We start from the raw sequence: 18169 nt of genomic DNA on the forward strand, positions 1-18169 counted from the left end.
AACTGAGGATGTCCGGCCGGCAGTCAATGTGAAGAAGGTCTCTTCGGTAATTCAATCCGACTCGGAGAGCCGGCGCGAGGCGTAGCGAGCGGCGCCCTTCAAGGTGATCTTCTCATCGAGAATCAGGCGCACCGGCATCGTCTCGAGCAGGGGACGCATCCGCCCCTTGCCGAAAAAGGACTCGAGGAAACCGCCTTCCTTGATCTTGGGAAGGAGCTTCGGCGCGATGCCGCCGCCGACGTACACGCCTCCCGTGGCCATGATCTTCAGCGCCAGGTTGCCCGCCTCCGCCCCGAAGAGCGACACGAAAAGCTCGACCGTCTCGGTGCAAAGCGGTGGGCCTCCGGCGAGAGCTGCCCGGCCGATGACCGCCGCCGGGTCGCCCTCGCGCAGCTCCTGGGCGAGCCATTCCGGTTCTTCCCCGCCGCCGGCGCGCAGGAACAGATAGATGTGGTGAAGACCCGGCCCTGAGACGACGCGCTCCCAGCTCACGGTTCGATGTTGGACCAGGAGGTGCTGGAGGAGAGCGATCTCGCGCGCGTCACGCGGGGCGAAGCCGGCGTGGCCTCCCTCCGTGGCGCAGGGATGGTGCTCTTGGCCGTCCCAGAAGAGCGCCGCCTCGCCAAGGCCGGTTCCGGCGGCGATGAGGGCGGCGTTTCCCCCTCGCTGCGGATCCCCCTCGTTCAAGACTTCCGTGTCGCTGGGCGTGAGGGCCGGAATGCCGTGGGCCGTCGCCTCGAGGTCGTTCAGCAGTGCCACGCTCGGGAGGTTGAGCTGGCGCGCCAGCTCGCCGGCGTCCACCCTCCAGGGGAGGTTGGTGATCTTGCTTCTACCGTCGCGCACCGGACCGGCGACGCCGAAGCAGGCCCGGTCCACGGCCGCGCCCGTTGCAGCCAGGAACGCCGCGATCACCTCTCCGAGACCGGCATGCCGGGCGCTCGGATAGGTGCGCTCTTCCAGCAGCCGCAGGCCGTCGTCGAAGAGAGCGAGGCGGCTGTGCGTGCCGCCGACGTCCCCCGCCAGGATCACCACTTCTTTACCTAGAATGCACAGCGCCTTCCGGATCGGGCGGCCGCGAAAAGCTCCCACGATCGCCTCAGGGATCATAACCGACTATCGATTTCCGGACCTGTCGCGAGATTCCATCCGTTCCGCCCCGCCACTTTTTGCTCCACCCCCCGCCCTTCCTGTCTTGTTGTACCATCTGCCTGGAAAATCATGAAAAAGACCTCTCTCGCGCTGCTTTGGCACCTTCACCAGCCCCTTTACCGGCTGCGGGGCGAGAAGACCTGTTTTCTCCCGTGGGTCCGCCTGCATGCCATCCGCTCCTATTACGACATGATCCGGGTCCTGGAGGAGTTTCCCGAGATGCGCGTGACGTTCAACCTCGTCCCGGTCCTCGTGGAGCAGATCCGGGCCTACGAATCGGGAGCGGGAGATCTCTTCCTCGAGACGGGCGCCGTCCCGGCGGAGGATCTGGACGAAAGGCGGCGGGCCTTCCTTCTGGAGCATTTCTTCTCGGCCCATGAAAGAGAGATGATCGGCGCGTTTCCCCGCTTCGCGGAGCTGAAGACGCGCCGGGATCGGGCGCTGCGGTTTCGCGGGCCGGCGGAGGCCTGGAAGGAATTCTCGACCGACGACCTGCGCGACCTCCAGGCGCTTTTCGACCTCTCGTGGCTCGGGTTCAAGGCGCGGGAGGACTTCCCGGAGATCGAGGCCCTGGCCCGCCAGGGGGGGAAATTCGCGCAGCACGACATCCGGCGAATCCACGAGGTCGAGCGTGAGATCTTGAAGTCCGTGCTGCCGCTTTATCGGGAAGCCGCCGGGCGGGGGCAGATCGAGATCAGCGCCTCCCCTTACGCCCACCCGATCCTGCCTTTGCTCCTGGACACCGATTCCGCCAAGGAGGCGATGCCTCAGGGTTCCTTGCCGCCGCGCTTCCGCCGCCCGGAAGACGCCCGCGCCCAGGTGGAGAACGCTCTCGACCGGATGGAGCGGGAGCTGGGGATGCGTCCTCGCGGCGTGTGGCCCTCGGAAGGCTCGTTGAGCCAGGAGACCGCCGAGATCCTGGCCTCGTGCGGCGTGCGGTGGGCGGGAAGCGACGAAGAGGTCCTGGCGAGATCGGATCGGCGGGAGCCGGCCGACATCAGCATGCCGTGGCGCTCCGGCGCGGGCCGGGAAAAAATAAGCCTCGTCTTTCGGGACCACGATCTCTCCGATCGGATTGGCTTTGTCTACTCCGGCATGGAGGCGGGCCGCGCCGTGGAGGATTTCCTCGGCGGGGCGGAGCAGCGCATGGCCGGCCGGGAGGGGAATCTTCTCTTCGTCGCGCTCGACGGCGAGAACCCTTGGGAGAGCTTTAGGGGATCGGGAGCCGATTTTCTTCGCCGGCTCTACGCCTCGATTCTCGCCAGCCCGCGCTTCGCCGGCTCGACCGTCAGCGAGGCCGTCGAGGCCTCGGCCCAAACGGGGGAGATTCGCCGCCTGCACGCGGGAAGCTGGATTCGGGCCGACTTCGGGACGTGGATCGGCGGTCCCGAGAAGAACGAGGCGTGGACGATCCTCGGCGGCGCCCGATCCGACCTCTCGGCGGCTCTGGACGATCCCCGGATCGACGCGGAACGTCGCGGCGAGGCGTGGGGGTCGCTGCGGGCCGCCGAAGGAAGCGACTGGTTCTGGTGGCTGGACGGGCAGTTCAGCACCGACCACCGTCTCCAGTTCGATGAGCTGTTCCGCGGACACCTTCGCCAGGCCTACGAGTCTCTCGGCCGCGACGCACCTGCATCTCTGTCCCTGCCCATTCCGCGGCCGGCGCCGGCCGGCGCCGAGGGATCGATCGTCGAGCCCCCCGCCTGGCTGGCTCCGAAGCTGGATGGGTATGAGGGAGACTTCTTCGAATGGGAGGGGGCCGCGACGCTTCGCTGGCCGAGGCTCAGCCCCTCCTCGACACTGGAGCGATCCAAAGCGTTGTTCGAGGCGATTCGTCTCGGCTTCTCCCGCACCGGCGATTTCTTTCTCCGGATCGATCCTCCCGCCGCGGCGAACTCCGGCTATTTCGGCAATCTCTGGCTGACGCTCGAGCTCAAGGGGAGCGGGGCGATGAAGGCGGTGGCGCTCGACCTCGACGAGGCCGGGAATCTCCGCCAGGCGTTGCGCGAGGACCTTCCCCGCGAGGTGGGTGTCGCCGCCGCCGGCTCGGGGAGGCCCTCAGGCGCCACGGCGATGGCCCGCAAGATCTTCGAGATGGCCGTTCCCGGCGGCGAGACGGGTCTCAAGCCGGGAGAGGAAGCGGAGATCCGCATCGCCCTCGGACTGGGTGGCGAGCCGATCACCTTGCGCGAGATTCGCATCCGCGTGCCGGCCTTCTCCTCGGGCTCCGGCCCCTGGAACGCGCTTTGAGTAGAGGGCTGACATAGATGGAAGGCTGACATAGCTGGAGGGAGGGCTTGGCGCCGGAATCCTGGGCGTCTATATTGTTCCAGCCCGCGAGGCGAGCCGCGGAAGAAGGAGCCTGAATGTCGTCGGAGCTGAGGAAAGATCCCGTCCTGGGCCGCTGGGTGATCATCGCCGGGGAGCGCAGCAAGCGGCCGAATCCTTTTCGGAACTATCCCATGAAAGTGGAGGAGACCAAGCCCTGCCCTTTCTGCCCCGGCCACGAGGAGGAGACGCCGCCGCAGATCCTCGCCTATCCCGCCTTCGAGGCGGGCCCCTCCCGATGGAGCGTCCGGGTCGTGCCCAACCGGTTTCCGGCGCTGAGAATCGAGGGCGAGCTCGACCAGCGCGGCGAGGGACTCTACGACAAGATGCGGGGCATCGGCGCCCACGAGGTCGTCATCGAGATCCCGCAGCACGACTCCGACCCCGCGAGCTACCCGCCCCGGCAGATGAGCGAGATGATCCGGGCCTACCGGGAGCGGGTGATCGATCTGCTGCGCGACAGCCGCTTTCGCTCCGTCCTCGTCTTCAAGAACCAGGGGGCCGCCGCGGGAGCCACCCTGGCCCACCCGCACTCCCAGATCATCGCCCTGCCGATCGTCCCGGCACGCATCGTCTCGGAGCTCGCCGGCGCGGCGAAGTATCACGAATACCGGGGACGATGCATCTACTGCGACATCCTCTCCCAGGAGCTCTCCGACACCCGGCGGCTGGTGGTGCAGAACAACGATTTCGTCGCCTACGCTCCCTACGCCTCCCGGTTCCCCTTCGAAGTCAGCATCCTGCCGCGCGTCCACAACGCGTTCTTCTGGGAGATCTCCGATGCGCAGATGAAGAGCCTGGCGGAGATCCTCCAGGACGTTCTGCGGCGCTACAAGCTGGCTCTCAAGGACCCCCCCTATAACTACATCTTTCACACCGCTCCGCCGGGGCACCGCCGGCCGGCCTATTACCACTGGCAGGTCGAGGTCATCCCGAAGCTCTCCGAGGCGGCCGGGTTCGAGTGGGGCAGCGGCTTCTACATCAATCCGATGCCGCCCGAGGAAGCGGCGGAGCACCTGCGCGATCTGCACCGCTTCATGGACATCCCGGCGGGCCACCTCCTCGCGGGGAAGGGCTCCGGCGATGCCGCCGATTGAGATCTGGCAGGCCGCTTCGGAGGCGCGGCCGCTCGCGCAGACCGGCGGATTAGGCGACGTGCTGCGGGCCCTGCCCGCCGCCCAGGCGCGTCTCGGCCACCGCGTGCGCCGGCTCCTTCCGGCCTATGGCGGCGTCGATCGCGCCGGCTTCGTCCCCGAGCCGCCGGCGCTGAGCGTGCCGCTCGGCACGGACGCGGTGCCGGTCCGGTTCCTGTCGCGCCTGGGCGAGGACGGCGTCGTCACGACGCTGGTGGAGTGCGACGAGCTGTTCGGGCGCCGGGAGCTCTACGGCCCTCCGGGCGCCGAGTTCCCCGACAACCCGCGCCGTTTCACGCTCCTGGCGCGGGCCATCGTCGAATGGGCGGGTCGCGTCGCGCGGCCTCCCGACGTGCTCCACGTTCACGACTGGCACGTCGCGCTGGCGCCCCTCTTCGTCCGCTTCGCTCCTCCGCCCTCGCGCTCGCTGCGGACCGTCCTGACGATCCACAACCTCGGCTATCAGGGGAAGTACCCCGCCGCGGAGATGCAGTGGCTTTCCCTGGGACGCGATCTCGAAGCCAGGCTCTTCCATCCGGAGGGGATCGAGTTCTACGGCGGGATCAACTTCCTCAAGGCGGGGATCCTCTTCGCCGATCGGATCACGACCGTCAGCCCGAATTATGCCCGCGAGATCCTGACGCCGGAATTCGGATGCGGACTGGAAGGAGTGCTCGCCGGCCGGCGCGACCATCTCACCGGCATCCTCAACGGCGCCGACTACGACCTGTGGAACCCGGAGACCGACGCGGCGCTGCCGCGCCGCTACGGCGCCGATTCCCTGGAAGGGCGCGCAGCCGACCCCTCCGGGAAGGAGGAGGCGCGCCAGGCCCTGCGCCGGGAGTTCGGCCTGCGGCCCGCCAAGCGGCCGCTCCTGGGAGTCGTCAGCCGCCTCGCGCACCAGAAGGGGATCGATCTCCTCGCCGAGGCGGCGCCCGCGCTCTGGAAGGAGGGGGCCGACCTCGCCGTCCTCGGAACCGGCGATCCCGACCTCGTCGATCGACTCCGCCGCCTCAAGGAGGAGCAGCCGCATCGCCTCGGGCTGAAGATCCAGTACGACGATCGCTGCGCCCACCTGGTGGTGGCGGGAAGCGACTTCGTCCTCGTGCCGTCGCGCTATGAGCCTTGCGGTCTGGTGCAGATGCACGCGCTGCGCTACGGGACGCCGCCGATCGTCACCCGCACCGGCGGCCTCGCCGACACGGTGAAAGACGAAACGGAATCACCCGGAGCCGGCACCGGGTTCATCATGCGGGATCCGAGCGCGGAGGCGCTCGTGGAGGCCAGCGGTCGCGGCATGACGCTGCGCCAGAAGCGTCCGGCGGCGTGGCGGGAGCTGCAGCGCCGCGCCATGGCCGAGGAATTCTCTTGGGAGATGGCGGCGCGCCGCTACATCGAGCTCTACCAAGAACCCGCGGAGTCGGCGGAGGCGAGAAGGACTCCGGAGCCGGAGCGTCCCTCCGTCAGCCTGGCGGAGTAGAGCGGGAGCAGGATTCTATTGCCACGATTTCCGGCTCTCTTCACCTACGAAGGCCCTGCGGCTGCTCTCGCCGGGTTGCGCCACACCCCGTCGACTTCCGGCGGCAGCGACCCGAGGCGGGAGAGGAACAGCGCGATGCGCCAGATGTCCTCGTCCTCCATCATGCCGTTCCAGGCCCCCATCCCCGAATATCGGATGCCGTGTTTGGTGACCCAATAGATCTCCGGCACCGTCAGATCCGGAGCATGGTGGGAGAATTGCGGCGCGCGCGGGTAGTAGTTCTTGGAGCCCCAAAGGCTCGGACCCTTGGAACCGCCGTGGCAACCGGCGCAGTTGTTCCGGTAGAGCTTCATGCCCGCCAATATGGTCGGATCGTCGGGCGCCAGAGGAGCGGTGAGGCCCTTGGCGCTCCTGGCCAGGGACTTGTCGAGAGCCAGCTCGGCAAGCTCCTCCTCCCACCCGGGAGGCTGGCCCGTCGCGGACACCGGAAGGCGCCCAAGCCAGGCGGAGAGAATCAGCAGGAGCGGGACGGTGGCAATACCGAGAAGGAAGGCCGCTAGAACTCTCTTCATCGTTGGGCTCCAAGCCTGCGGCGCGCCGGCGGGTTCCGCTGGTTGTCGGTCACTTCACTCCTGAGCCGCTTCGCGCGCCGGCCTCGGCGACCCCCTTGAAGAGCAGCCAAAACCCGAGCGGGACTTCGAACGCGAGCATCGGCAGCCACATGTAACCAGTCACCGGTCCCATGAGCCAGCCCGCGACCTGCAGGGGCGTGCCAACCACCACGAGGACCGACGCGAGCACGCCGATCCAGGCGAGCGCGGCGGGGACCAACCGTCCGCGCAGCAAGAGATATGAAAAGATCAAGCTCCCCACGGCGAAGAACGGCGCGCCCAGCATGACGCTCTGGGGTGGTATCAGCAGGGAAGCGCCGAGGGTATTCGCCGACACGCCTTCCGCGGCCGCTGGCCCGGCTCCGCCCGTCGCGACCCACAGCAGCGCCAGCATGCTCGGGATGCCGATCGCGCCCAGCGGCGAGCCGAAAGGCCATCACCAGGAGCGCCAGCTCGTGGTCCTCGTCACGCGTGATCCCATAGAGCGTCACGGCCAGCACGATGGCCGAGAAGCAGCTGAGAAGCGTGAGCAGGATGACGAGGCGAACGTCGGAGACGTGCTCGGCGACGCGCGCGAGCTTGCCGGCGAACCCTTCGGCGTTGGTCGCGCGGCTCATCAGGACCATGCTTGGGAAGGCGACCCCGATGTAGAAGAGGAACGTGAAGCCGGCGACCCGAGCGCTGGTCCTGCGAGTCATCTCGCCTCCTCCAATCGTTGAGACTGGCGACACCGAGTATCGTCAAGACCAGTTTCCGCAGGAAGGGTGCAAGCTGAAGCGTGATTGGCAATGGCCTCGCTGCTCAGGGAGCTGCGGCGTCTGTCCGGCGGCCTATTCGTGTGGATGAAGTGTTGTGGTGTCCTCTTCCTCGTGCTCACCTGCGTTGAAAAACCTCCAATCGCCCCTTGTATCGAAGTCGAATGCACCAACATATTCGGTTGGCGGCGAATCGAGCGGTGGCTGGAACTCACTTCGGTTGGCAATTGCCCATCTTCTCAGGTCCACGTCCTTTCCGTATCTCCCATCGACTGCGAGCGTATAAATTGCGTCACTTTTTCTATAGAGATTGACTAGGCAACGACCGCCGGTGTCCGAAGGTTCTATTTCGGCCTCTTTCCGACCCTTGCCGCCATTCACGATAAATACACTTCGATGGTATTCGGCGAGCGGAGGGTTGTGTTGATGCAAGGCAACGCCTATGACGATGGTCGAGCCAGGGACCTGATAATGCGCTGAGTATTCGTGAGCCATGCACGCAAGGCTACTCAAGGCAATGTAAATGACGATGGAAATGAAAGCCCGATTCACACCGATGCCCCCCGTGCGTCTCGGCTCAGGCGGGCGACCGAACGCTCGACGCGGCGCTCGCCTCGCCAACCCCCCGCCGTTGCCGGCCCATGGGTATCGCGACGCGGTCGCCCCTTGCCGCTGCGGAGCAGTCTTCCCGGAGCCGCGATGGATCTCAGGCCCGCGGCTGGAACAACTCCACCGGGTTGCCCGACGGATCGTCGAGAATGATCTGGGCGCCGCCCGGCCCGGTCACGATATCATTCATGCGGAACGATACCCCCGCCGCACGCAGCCGCGCAACTTCCGCGGCGAGATCAGCGACCTCGAGATGGACGTGGTTCCACCCGCCCGGCACCTGGCGGCGACCGTCTGGCAACGGACGCTTCCCCGAGCTGCCATCACCGCTGAGAAGGAGCCGCACGCCGTCCCGTACGACCGAGACGAAAGCCGGCGAGGCGTCATGCTCTATGGTGAAACCGAGGAGTGTCGTATAGAAACGCGCCGCCGCTGGGACGTCGTCAATCATGTAGCGCACGCCGACCCTGGAGATTCCGTATTCCCTCCTAGATAATCGCGCTAGGTTGAGCCGCCAAGCCGCGCCGGCAGGGAGGCCGGCTCGAGCGAAGGCCGGTTCGGGCATCGGCTTAACACAGGGTTAGTGTGAAGCCGTCGCGCCTTGATGGCAAGGCTGCGATCCCTTGCCGTGAACCTATGTCGCCGGGCCACGGGAGCTTGCCCCCGCGCCGCTGGCGGTCGCAATGTAGGAGTCGACGTTCGTCGCCAGCACGTCGAGCGGCACATTGCCGCCAAGTACCACGGCATCGTTGAACGCCTTCAGATCGAAGCTCGATCCCAACGCCGCCGTCGCTTTGTCGCGCTGCCGATTGATCTCGCTGTGGCCGACCTTGTACCCGCAGGCCTGGCCCGGCCAGGAGCAATAGCGGTCGACTTCGCCGGCGACTTCCAGAGGGTTTGAGCCGTTTACCTCCACGAAATAGCGGACGCCTCGCTCCCGGGTCCATCGTCTCGCGTGAATCCCGGTATCGACCACCAAACGGCAGGCGCGGAAAGCGATTGACTGGAGATAGCCGAGCCTTCCGATCGGATCGCTCTCATAGGCGCCGAGCTCATCGGCGAGCTGCTCGGCGTACAAAGCCCAGCCCTCCGAGTAGGCGTTGAAGCCAAGCATCTGCCGGATCAGCGGCATTTGATGGGTATACTCACCCTGCCAGATGTGACCGGGAATCGCCTCGTGAAAGGTGAGATCGGCGAGGCTGTACCGGCTGTGCAGATCGGTGGTCCTGAGATTGATCCAGAACCGGCCCGGGATCTTGCCATCGATCGACCCGGCGCCGCCATAGGCGCCGGGCGCTCCCGGCTCTTCTTCCGGGGGGAGCCGTCTCACCTCCAGGTTGGGCTTCACCAGATGATGGAAAGCTCGCGGCATCTGCCGCCGAATCCACCGGAGCCGGCCTTCGATGAACGCCAGTATTTCGGCTCGGCCCTTGTCGCCTTCCGGAAACTTGTATCGCGGGTCCTGGGCCAGCCCCCGCATCCGGTCTCCGACGGAGCCCTGCGAAAGCCCGAGTTGCTTGAGAATCGTGTCCATCCTGGCGTGCAGGCGCTCGAGCTCGCTTCGGGCCAATTCGTGCACTTCGTCCGGCGAAAGAGTGGTCGTGGTCGAGGCTTTGAGCGCCCACCGGTAGAAGTCCTCTCCTCGGGGACGTGCCCAGATGCCGGCGTCGTCCGTCGCGACGGCTCGCTCGGTCTCGAGCTCATGGATCTGGCGCTCGAGCGCGGGAGCGATCTGTTGTGCTGCGATGCGCCGGGCACGGTCGGCCCATCCCCCGGGGATGTTCTTGGTGCGTCGGGTTATCGATTCCACCAGCGACCCGCCGGCGCGCGCATTCTGGGCCGACAACTTGAGTTGAGTGAGCGCCTTGTCGAGTAGGAAGCCTGGAGGAACAATCCCTATCATCCGTGCCGCCTGCAGGCGACCCAGCTCTCCGTCCAGCTGCCGCGCGTACGATTCCAGTCGGGCAAGATAGGCCTCGGCGTCGGCGGAATTCTCGATCGGGTGCTCGCTGTCGAGGAAGCGGGGGACGTCGAGATACGCTCCGACATTCTGGATCACGACGTAGGGCGTATTGCGCCAACCCCCAACTCTGATGTCGCCGTAGGGAAGCGCGAAGCCCTCGAGTGCGGTAACGAACGCGCTCCGGACCACGGCGATGCTCGTGCGCACCGGATGCGAGAGATCGGCAGTGGTGAGGGCGGTGAGGCGCGCAAGCGCCGTGCGAACCTGCCCCGCCACGCGCTGAACGCCCTCCGCCGAGCGATCGGTCAGGTGCGACCTGAGAGCCGCCCGGGAGCCGGTATCGATCCCGAGGGAGGTCGCGGTTTCGGGGAAGAGGAGAAGCAGATCCTCGGCGATCCGATCGAGCAGAGCGACGGCCCGGGCGTCGCCCGGTGTTGCCGGCGTTGCCGGGCGCGGCCCGCGGGAGTGGGCGCAGGCAGATAAGAGTGGCAGGGCGCCCGCCGACAGCAGCGCCGCCAGCAGGTCGCGCCGGCTCAAACGTGGATGGGACAAGGAGTCTGGGTCTCCGTCATGCCAAGCGGCCGCGCGGCCCAGCGTTTGGGGCGGCCCCGAGTGCCTCACTCACGGATGGATGAAGGCGCTTAGTCCGCCTACTCATGATTGACCAGGGCCGAGGTGATGTATCCGATTACCAGCCGTGAGGCTAGCGTATTGCCCCGTTAAGGAGTCGGCCGTTCTGCGGCTGGTCGCCTTTAAGGGCGGGCTAGGCAGCAGGTGCACTTGCCAATGATCCATCCAGTGCCTGCAAAAAGCACCAGGTAAGCGATCCCGGGTATTAAATGGGCGGCCAATGTCTGAGGCTGCCCGGGAAAGGCGCTAGCACTCCGAACCAAGTCGACCTCCTCGACCGTGTAAAACCAGTGATACGTGCGATTGCTCGCTATGAGGGCATGCAGGATCCGCAAGAATCCGAATACAGAAAGTGAACTGACGGCAGCGCTAACTGCGGCGGGCACACCCGGGGATGACGGGACCACATAATTGCCTAGAACGATCAGCCAGCCAATTGGAGCGATTGTGATGGTAAGCATGGACACGGCGATTCTCCAGGCGACCCGCTGGCGATCCTCGCCTTTCCGCCAGAGCGATGCTGTATCGAATGCCCTAAACCGCGACGCCCCCCCGAGAGCAAGCGCCCAGAAGAACGCATAGAAAAAGAGGAGGGAGTTCGTTCCGTTATCCATAAAGCATCATCATATCTTGGCTGCCTAACGTGCGCGTTCACCAGCGCCGTTCTCCGGCGCCGGCTGCAACGCAAGGTTATGCTTTGATCCGTTAGCGAGCGGCATCCTCCTCCTTGGAAGTTCGTACAAGGATGACTACTCCCTTGAGGGTCTCAATGAACGCCTGCTTCTTTGTCTCCCAATCGTCACGCATCTTTGCGAGCGTGGCCGGATCGGCAGGCGATGCTACTTCTGACTCGAACCTGACGTCATTCTCCGCCTCAATTTGACGCAGTACCTCCTGCATGTCTTTCGTGCCGATATCGAGCCCGTTGCGCGACAGATCTTCGATGGTCGCGATGCCATTTGCAACGGGAAGAAGGCGAGAGTGCTTTATCGCCGTCGCCCACTCTTGCAGCGGATCAACCGGCATCAATGCCTCGCCGCCATCAAACAGATCCAGCAAGCGCTCGCCGAGTGCAGCCGAGTGATCAAATGAAACGGCTTCGACCACAGGAAGGTCCTCGAAATCTTCCCCAAGCATCAACTCCATTGTCCATGCCCATTGGGCATGTGGTCGCGCAAATGGTTGCAGATCAATCCACTTGATCCGACCGAATCCGATCGCCTCATTGGAGCCAACCCAGTCGACGCGATAGAGGATTCCCCGGCCCTTGGTCCTTGGCTCCCACCGGCCATCGCGTAGCTCACAACACGCGAAGAACAACGCGACTTCCATCGATTCGGTCAAGTCGATGTAGCCGGTAGCCAGTTCGTAGTGCTGGGCAAGCGCCGTCCGGTCGAGTGCATATCGTTCGCCCCTTGCCCATTCGAAGACGGGATGAGACTTCAGTATCTCTGCGTACCAATTGACGCGAATCAGGTCAGCAACAAGGCGCAGCTGTTCGTGCGGCTCCAGTTCGCCAAGAGCCCTTGCCCTTGTAGTCATCCCACGGGCAATAGATGCTGTGCAGGACCAGTATCGGCGACTCTGGCCCCTGTACAAGTATCGGATTCCATGCGACGGCGCTAATCCCCTTTCTCCGTCGGGGTTCTGCCACCAAGTCCACGCGCGCTTTACTTTTCCGACACAACCATGCTGATCGATCCAGGCTAATAACGTCGAGTGAGGGACGTAGCCGAGATTCATGTGCATCTCTCCTGATCGGAAGCATAACGCATGGTCAAGATGCGGCGTGCGAGCGCCGACGCATCCTGCCGTGCGTGAGCGTGCCGCACGCCGTCAGCTTAATGCGCTGGTTGGGCCGCTCACCTTCAGTCGAAGAAGCCCAATACCTCATCTGACCACTCATGACCTGCCGACGAAAACCCGCCCGCAGCAGGTTTCGGTAAACCCCGTGCGGCAGTAGCCTCGACTTTTCACGAAGTCGAAAGCGGCATGGGGATAGCCGTTAATTCTGAGGATGACACTAAACCGCCGACCCCGTAAACGCCTTGGGTTCCGCACCCCGGAGGAATGCTATGTCCCCTGAACCCTTTTGTTGCACTTCAAGGTTGATATCAAACCGCTCCCAGGAGCACGGCCTCGCCCTCGCGCTCACCCTCGACGTACCGTAATTTCTGCCAGAACCGCATGATTCCTATTGCGTGGTCATCAGCGAATAGTGATTCGCCACCAGCTGCCACCTCCCGTCCGTCATGACCCAGACGCGCGTGAAACGGTTTTCGCGCGGGACGTCCTTGCCCTTGTCCTGTCCGACCATCGTGGAACGACCGGTCTCCACCACGGTATTTCCATACACGCGCACGCGAACCTCGGCGGTGGTGATGGATTGGTACGTCAGCGCATGCGTTGTGAAGTCAGCGATGACCTCTGCCTTGTTACGCACGACGCCGGTCGGTCCGATGCCGAGAAAGTCATCGGCATAGATGCGGCGAAGCGCGATGGTGTCGGCAGCGATCTGCGCGCGAATCCGCTCCTGATCCTGCTGCTGAACGGCCTGCTTGGTACTCGCCGCATCCCGTGTCCGTGCGCTCTGCTGCTGCGCGATGGTGCTCGAGACGGCCGACAGCACGAGCGCAGCGATGATCGACGTTCGTTTCATTAGACCCTCCATAGGAGCCGGATCGTAAGCTACTGCGGGTAGAGATGGCTGCGTCCAACGGCCGGTGGGTTGGCATTAGGGTTCGCGCCGGGCATGTAGCGAGCCCGCATTTGCCGGAGTGCCTTACGTCGTAATTCATCGACAACGCGTCACAGTCTCGTGTCGCATGGTCGAGTCGTCGGAACGGGTGCGGCCTAACGATTGCCATTCAGCCGCCGGCTGATTTTGCCGGTCGGCTGCAAGGGCGGGTTAGACCGCTTCATTTTGGTGCTCCAAGAACAGCAGTAGCGAGATCAGGATTCTTGTTTAGCGCATCAACAGATGCCGGGTTACCGGCCGTCGCCTCGAGCACAAAGTGGCCCACGGCTTGAACAGTCTCCTTCTTAGCACCGCCGTCTGCACCCTTTACAAGGAATACGTTGCTATTCTCCAGCGGGAATGACTTGCCTTGAACAAGCGCAGTTTTCATATCGGCTGATATCGTCAGGCTCAGCACAAGGTCGTCGGAGATGAGCTTGTAGGACGCATCCTTGCCACCATCTCGATGATAATTAAAATCGGTCTTCCACTTTCGGTTGTGCCAACCGGGAGCACCAATGAAGTAGACGATAGCAAGGGCGCGAGGTTTGCCGTCAACGACTTCATTAAGCCACATCGACACTGTACTTTCCGAAAGTGGGAACGCTCCGATGCCTTCGACCTTTCCGGCAGCAGTGGCAGTAGCGGTGAAAAGAAGAATGGTTGCGAGCCCTATGCGGAGTTTGTGCATCTCGTGTCCTCTGTTCGCAGGCGGTCTAACTAGTCACAATGGAACGACCGGCTCCGATTCGCAGCGTCGAAGGTTACGCTGCGGGTCGGACGACCAACGTAGCGCAGAGCTACATGCGAAAGGAGCTGGTCGCCCCGATCGCCTCCCACCGATTTGTGCCGATCCCCATTATTTGATAGAGCTGCACGGACGGCGAGGATAAAAAATAGTGCTGCAAGAGTCTTTTCGGGAAAGCTCCTTGCAATCCAAGGACATACGATGCGAGAGCGCTCTTTCATCGGAGTCTTCCGCCGAAATAGGCTGACCTGTACGAAAAAATAGGGCCGCGTGGGAGGGCGGGACGGGCTTTCATAAAGACTCCCGGAAACGGCTCTCCTGTCTCGGATGTGGGGGCGGGTGCTAGATGAAACTATAAGCCCGTCATGCGCTGGCACGCAAGGCCGGCGAGGCGCTTTCCGGGCTTTCTGCAGAAGCATAGGTCGCGGGGAAGAAAGGCTCAGGAGTTGACGGCGATCTTGTAGCGGCACCCTTCGGCGTCGCAGAAGTGCGTCACGCCGTCCCGCTTCGTGATCTTCTCCAGCAGGTAGGGTTTGCCGCAGTTGGGGCACTTCTCGGCCAGGGGGCGGTACCAGGTCACGAAATCGCACTCGGGATACCGGTTGCAGCCGAAGAAGGTCTTGCCGCGGCGCGACTTGCGCTCGACGATCTGGCCGCCGCACTTGGGGCAGCCCACCCCGACCTCCTTCAGCTTGATGTAGCGGCAGGTCGGATAGCTGCTGCAAGCGGTGAACTCGCCGAAGCGGCCGTCCTTCACCGCCAGGTTCTTGCCGCAGGTCGGACACTTCTCCTCGAGGATCCGATCGGGCTTGCGGGTGATGTTCCCTTCCTTGTCGACGTGGATCTTCTTCGTGTTCTTGCACTCGGGGTAGGTGCTGCAGGCGAGGAACTGGCCGAAGCGCCCCTTGCGCAGCACCATCGGGCTGCCGCATTTGTCGCAGGTGGCCTTCACTTCGGGAACGGGCTCTTCGCCGCCGGCGCCCCCTTCGGCGCCGCTCCCGTTGGCGGCGAGCTCCTGGGTGTTCTTGCACTCGGGATAGCCGGAGCAGGCGAGGAAGCGGCCGTAGCGGCCCCACTTGATCACCATCGGCTTGCCGCACTTGCCGCACACCTCTTCGGTCGGCGTCTCTTCGCGCTTGACGTTGCGCATCTGGCGGCTGGCGCGCTTCAGATCCTTGGAGAACTTGCCGTAGAACTCCTCCATCGCGTCCTGCCACTTCATCTTGCCGTCCTCGATCTCGTCCAGCTCCTCCTCCATCCGCGCCGTGTAGGTGACGTTCACCAGATCGCCGAAGTGCTCGACCAGGAGGTCGGTCACCAGCATGCCCAGCTCGGTGGGGACGAACTTCCCCTCCTCCTTCAGCGCGTATTCCCGGTTCTGCAGGGTGGCCAGGATCGTGGCGTAGGTGCTCGGCCGCCCGATGCCGTCCTCCTCGAGCTCCTTGACCAGGCCCGCCTCCGTGAAGCGCGGCGGCGGTTGGGTGAAATGTTGCTTCGGATCGAGGTTCAGGAGCTTGAGGGTCTGCCCTCTTTCCAGGGGAGGGAGCCGACGGTCGTCATCGGATTCGGGCGCCTCGGTCCTGGCAAGGACGGACTGCTCCGGAGTCGGATCCTGATAGACGGCGAAATAGCCGGGGAAGCGCAGCACCTGGCCGTTCGCCCGGAAGGTGTTGCCCGCCGCGGTGATGTCGGCGGTGGTGACGTCGAAAACCGCCGGATTCATCTGCGAGGCGACGAAGCGGTTCCAGATCAGCTGGTACAGGCGGAACTCGTCGCGCCCGAGGAATTTCTCCACGCGGTCGGGGGCGTTCTCGAGCGCGGTGGGGCGGATCGCCTCGTGGGCCCCCTGGGACATGCGCCCCACCTTGAAGTAGCGGGGCTCGTCGGGCAGGAAGTCCTTTCCGTGGACCCTCTCGATGTACTCGCGGACCTGCGCCAGCGCCTCCGGGGCCACGCGGGTGGAGTCGGTCCTCATGTAGGTGATCAACCCGACCGCCCCCTCCTCGCCCAGATCGACGCCTTCGTAGAGGTGCTGCGCGATGGTCATCGTCTTCTTCACAGTGAAGCCCAGCTTGCGGGCCGCTTCCTGCTGCAGCTTGCTGGTGCTGAACGGCGGAGGAGAGGTGCGCTTCTTCTCCTTCGACTCCACCTCGGCGACGACCCAGTCGGCGGCGCGCACCGCGTCGGCGATCCGGTGGGTGACGGCGCCCTCCTTCAGCTCCGCCTTCTCCTCTCCGATCCGCAGGAGCTTGGCGTCGAACGCCGGCGGCTGGTCCCCCTCCAGCGTCGCGGTCAGGGACCAGTACTCCTCGGGCGTGAAGGCCTTGATCTCGCGCTCGCGCTCCACGATGATCCGCAGCGCCACCGACTGCACGCGCCCGGCCGAGAGGCCGCGCCGCACCTTGTCCCAGAGCAGCGGGCTGATCTTGTAGCCGACCAGGCGGTCGAGGATCCGCCGCGCCTGCTGGGCGTCGACCTTGTTGAGGTCGATCTTCTCGGGATGCTCGATGCCGTAGAGGACGGCGCGCTTGGTGATCTCGTTGAACGCGACGCGGTAGAGCTTCTTGTTGACCTTCTTCAGCTCCTCGGAGAGGTGCCAGCAGATCGCCTCTCCCTCGCGATCGGGGTCGGGGGCGAGGTAGATCGCCTCGGCCCCTTTCGCCTCCTTCTTCAGATCGTCCAGGACCTTCTTGCGGCCCGGAAGGACTTCGTAGGTCGGCTTGAACCCCTTCTTCTCGTCGACCCCCAGGGTCTTCTTCGGGAGATCCCGCACGTGACCCATGGAGGCCTTGACCGAGAACTTCCGGCCGAGGAACTTGTTGATCGTCTTCGCCTTGGCCGGCGACTCCACGATGACCAGCGACTTGCCGGCTGCTGCGCTCTTACTCAAGCTCCGCTCTCCTTCGTCTCCGGATGAACCGGCGGCCCGGAAGCCGCCTCACCCGATCGTTTATCTCCAGATCCAGCAACACGGCCAGAAGCGGCCCCGGCTCCATCTTGGCTCGCGCCGCGAGATCGTCCACTCCGACGCCTTCATCGCCCGGGACCAGCGCCAGCACGCGTCCCGCCTCCCCCGCCTCGGGCGTATCGAGATCCTCCGGCCTCATCACGGGCGCCTCGGGGGAAAGCTGGACGCCCGGAATCTCCTCGAGAACGTCGCGGCCTCGCATCACCAGCTTGGCGCCCTGCTGGATCAGGAAGTTCGGACCCAGCGCGCCGCGCGCCGTCACGTTGCCCGGCACGGCGAACACCTCGCGCCCCTGCTCGAGCGCCATCCTCACCGTGATCAGCGAGCCGCTGCGGGGCGCCGCTTCGACCACCACGACTCCCCGGCCGATGCCGCTGATCAACCGGTTCCGCACCGGGAAATTCCCGGGCAGGGGAGCCGTTCCCAGCGGGAACTCGCTCAGGATCGCCCCGTGATCGGCGATCGCCTCGGCCAGCCGGCGGCTCTCGGGAGGATAGATCCGATCGATCCCCGAACCGAGAAACGCCACCGTCCTGCCCCGCGCCTCCAGCGCTCCGCGGTGCGCCGCCTCGTCGATCCCCCGCGCCATGCCGCTCACCACCGTGACTCCGGCGCCGGCGATCTCGCCCGCCAGGAAGCGGGACATCTCCAGCCCGTAAGGGCTCGCCCGTCTCGACCCGACCATTGCCACCGCCGGATCGTCCTCCGGCCGCAAGGAGCCCCTCGCGTAAAGGACCGAGGGAGGATCCGCAAGCTGGTCGAGGATCGCCGGGAACTCGGGATCGTCCCGGATCAGGATCCGGATCGATCGGCGATCCGCGCTCGCCATCTCCGCCGCGGCCGCGTCGAGCAGCCGCGGATCCAGGAGCCGCGCGGCGAGCCTCGGGGTGACGGCGGGAACCCCGGCGATCGCTTCGGCGGGCGCGGTGAGGATCGCCCGGGGGTCTCGGAAGCGCGCAAGCAAGCTCCGCGCGATCGACGGACACCGGGACAGCGCCAGGTTCAGCGCCACCCACCAGACTCTCGAATTCCCCAAACGGCTTCTCCCGTCCGGGGCG

At 64.9% G+C, this 18169-nt stretch carries 15 protein-coding genes; 4 read left to right on the plus strand and 11 right to left on the minus strand.

Annotated features, from left to right (window positions below; translation table 11 throughout):
• Positions 1-51: 51 nt before the first annotated feature.
• Positions 52-1107 carry a glucokinase gene (gene glk, locus VGR67_16025; protein HEV8337918.1) on the minus strand — a complete coding sequence of 352 codons (1056 nt, stop codon included), beginning with the start codon at positions 1105-1107 and terminating at the stop codon, positions 52-54.
• A 111-nt stretch (positions 1108-1218) separates the two neighbouring features.
• On the opposite strand from glk, the gene VGR67_16030 reads away from it, so the two are divergent.
• From VGR67_16030 to glgA, 3 genes are all read left to right on the plus strand, one after another.
• Entirely contained in the window at positions 1219-3399 is a 2181-nt protein-coding gene (locus VGR67_16030; GenBank protein HEV8337919.1) for a glycoside hydrolase family 57 protein, read from the plus strand.
• 116 nt (positions 3400-3515) lie between these two features.
• Positions 3516-4574 (plus strand): galactose-1-phosphate uridylyltransferase, encoded by a 1059-nt coding sequence (gene galT, locus VGR67_16035; GenBank protein HEV8337920.1) that lies wholly within the window; start codon positions 3516-3518, stop codon positions 4572-4574.
• A complete protein-coding gene (glgA, locus tag VGR67_16040; protein ID HEV8337921.1) occupies positions 4561-6090 on the plus strand; it encodes a glycogen synthase GlgA in 1530 nt (509 codons plus the stop codon). Before galT ends, glgA begins: the two co-directional genes overlap by 14 nt.
• A gap of 44 nt (positions 6091-6134) precedes the next feature.
• On the opposite strand, the gene VGR67_16045 is transcribed toward glgA, so the two are convergent.
• Both VGR67_16045 and VGR67_16050 read right to left on the minus strand, forming a co-directional pair.
• A complete protein-coding gene (locus tag VGR67_16045) occupies positions 6135-6662 on the minus strand; it encodes a cytochrome c (GenBank protein HEV8337922.1) in 528 nt (175 codons plus the stop codon).
• A 49-nt stretch (positions 6663-6711) separates the two neighbouring features.
• Positions 6712-7095, minus strand: coding sequence for a DUF4386 family protein (locus VGR67_16050; GenBank protein ID HEV8337923.1), 384 nt, complete (start codon positions 7093-7095; stop codon positions 6712-6714).
• On the opposite strand from VGR67_16050, the gene VGR67_16055 reads away from it, so the two are divergent.
• Positions 7094-7420 carry a hypothetical protein gene (locus tag VGR67_16055; protein ID HEV8337924.1) on the plus strand — a complete coding sequence of 109 codons (327 nt, stop codon included), beginning with the start codon at positions 7094-7096 and terminating at the stop codon, positions 7418-7420. The genes VGR67_16050 and VGR67_16055 overlap by 2 nt on opposite strands.
• A 742-nt stretch (positions 7421-8162) precedes the next feature.
• Here VGR67_16055 and VGR67_16060 read toward each other — a convergent pair.
• The 8 genes from VGR67_16060 to dprA all read right to left on the minus strand — a co-directional run bounded on the left by VGR67_16060 (position 8163) and on the right by dprA (position 18147).
• Positions 8163-8516, minus strand: a complete 354-nt coding sequence (locus VGR67_16060; protein ID HEV8337925.1) for a VOC family protein — start codon at positions 8514-8516, stop codon at positions 8163-8165.
• A gap of 183 nt (positions 8517-8699) precedes the next feature.
• Entirely contained in the window at positions 8700-10580 is a 1881-nt protein-coding gene (locus VGR67_16065) for a DUF885 domain-containing protein (protein HEV8337926.1), read from the minus strand.
• A 783-nt stretch (positions 10581-11363) separates the two neighbouring features.
• Positions 11364-12401 carry an FRG domain-containing protein gene (locus VGR67_16070; protein ID HEV8337927.1) on the minus strand — a complete coding sequence of 346 codons (1038 nt, stop codon included), beginning with the start codon at positions 12399-12401 and terminating at the stop codon, positions 11364-11366.
• A 159-nt stretch (positions 12402-12560) separates the two neighbouring features.
• Positions 12561-12719: a DUF2251 domain-containing protein gene (locus VGR67_16075; GenBank protein HEV8337928.1), complete on the minus strand. Its 159-nt coding sequence runs from the start codon at positions 12717-12719 to the stop codon at positions 12561-12563.
• A gap of 133 nt (positions 12720-12852) precedes the next feature.
• Positions 12853-13317 carry a nuclear transport factor 2 family protein gene (locus VGR67_16080; GenBank protein HEV8337929.1) on the minus strand — a complete coding sequence of 155 codons (465 nt, stop codon included), beginning with the start codon at positions 13315-13317 and terminating at the stop codon, positions 12853-12855.
• 259 nt (positions 13318-13576) lie between these two features.
• Positions 13577-14086, minus strand: a complete 510-nt coding sequence (locus VGR67_16085; protein HEV8337930.1) for a hypothetical protein — start codon at positions 14084-14086, stop codon at positions 13577-13579.
• 496 nt (positions 14087-14582) lie between these two features.
• Complete coding sequence (gene topA / locus VGR67_16090; GenBank protein ID HEV8337931.1) at positions 14583-17033, minus strand: type I DNA topoisomerase; 2451 nt, start codon at positions 17031-17033, stop codon at positions 14583-14585.
• Entirely contained in the window at positions 17026-18147 is a 1122-nt protein-coding gene (dprA, locus tag VGR67_16095) for a DNA-processing protein DprA (GenBank protein ID HEV8337932.1), read from the minus strand. The genes topA and dprA overlap by 8 nt, the downstream gene beginning before the upstream one ends.
• Between the last annotated feature and the right edge of the window lie 22 nt (positions 18148-18169).

It is taken from the genome of Candidatus Polarisedimenticolia bacterium, assembly GCA_036004685.1.
Lineage (GTDB): Bacteria > Acidobacteriota > Polarisedimenticolia > Gp22-AA2 > AA152 > DASYRE01.

Bases quoted from the DNA above. Each gene is read 5' to 3' on its own strand.
- glk (HEV8337918.1), bottom strand. From the start codon at position 1,107: ATGATCCCTGAGGCGATCGTGGGAGCTTTTCGCGGCCGCCCGATCCGG.
- VGR67_16030 (HEV8337919.1), top strand. From the start codon at position 1,219: ATGAAAAAGACCTCTCTCGCGCTGCTTTGGCACCTTCACCAGCCCCTT.
- galT (HEV8337920.1), top strand. From the start codon at position 3,516: ATGTCGTCGGAGCTGAGGAAAGATCCCGTCCTGGGCCGCTGGGTGATC.
- glgA (HEV8337921.1), top strand. From the start codon at position 4,561: ATGCCGCCGATTGAGATCTGGCAGGCCGCTTCGGAGGCGCGGCCGCTC.
- VGR67_16045 (HEV8337922.1), bottom strand. From the start codon at position 6,662: ATGAAGAGAGTTCTAGCGGCCTTCCTTCTCGGTATTGCCACCGTCCCG.
- VGR67_16055 (HEV8337924.1), top strand. From the start codon at position 7,094: ATGCTCGGGATGCCGATCGCGCCCAGCGGCGAGCCGAAAGGCCATCAC.
- VGR67_16050 (HEV8337923.1), bottom strand. From the start codon at position 7,095: ATGCTGGCGCTGCTGTGGGTCGCGACGGGCGGAGCCGGGCCAGCGGCC.
- VGR67_16060 (HEV8337925.1), bottom strand. From the start codon at position 8,516: ATGATTGACGACGTCCCAGCGGCGGCGCGTTTCTATACGACACTCCTC.
- VGR67_16070 (HEV8337927.1), bottom strand. From the start codon at position 12,401: ATGAATCTCGGCTACGTCCCTCACTCGACGTTATTAGCCTGGATCGAT.
- VGR67_16080 (HEV8337929.1), bottom strand. From the start codon at position 13,317: ATGAAACGAACGTCGATCATCGCTGCGCTCGTGCTGTCGGCCGTCTCG.
- VGR67_16085 (HEV8337930.1), bottom strand. From the start codon at position 14,086: ATGCACAAACTCCGCATAGGGCTCGCAACCATTCTTCTTTTCACCGCT.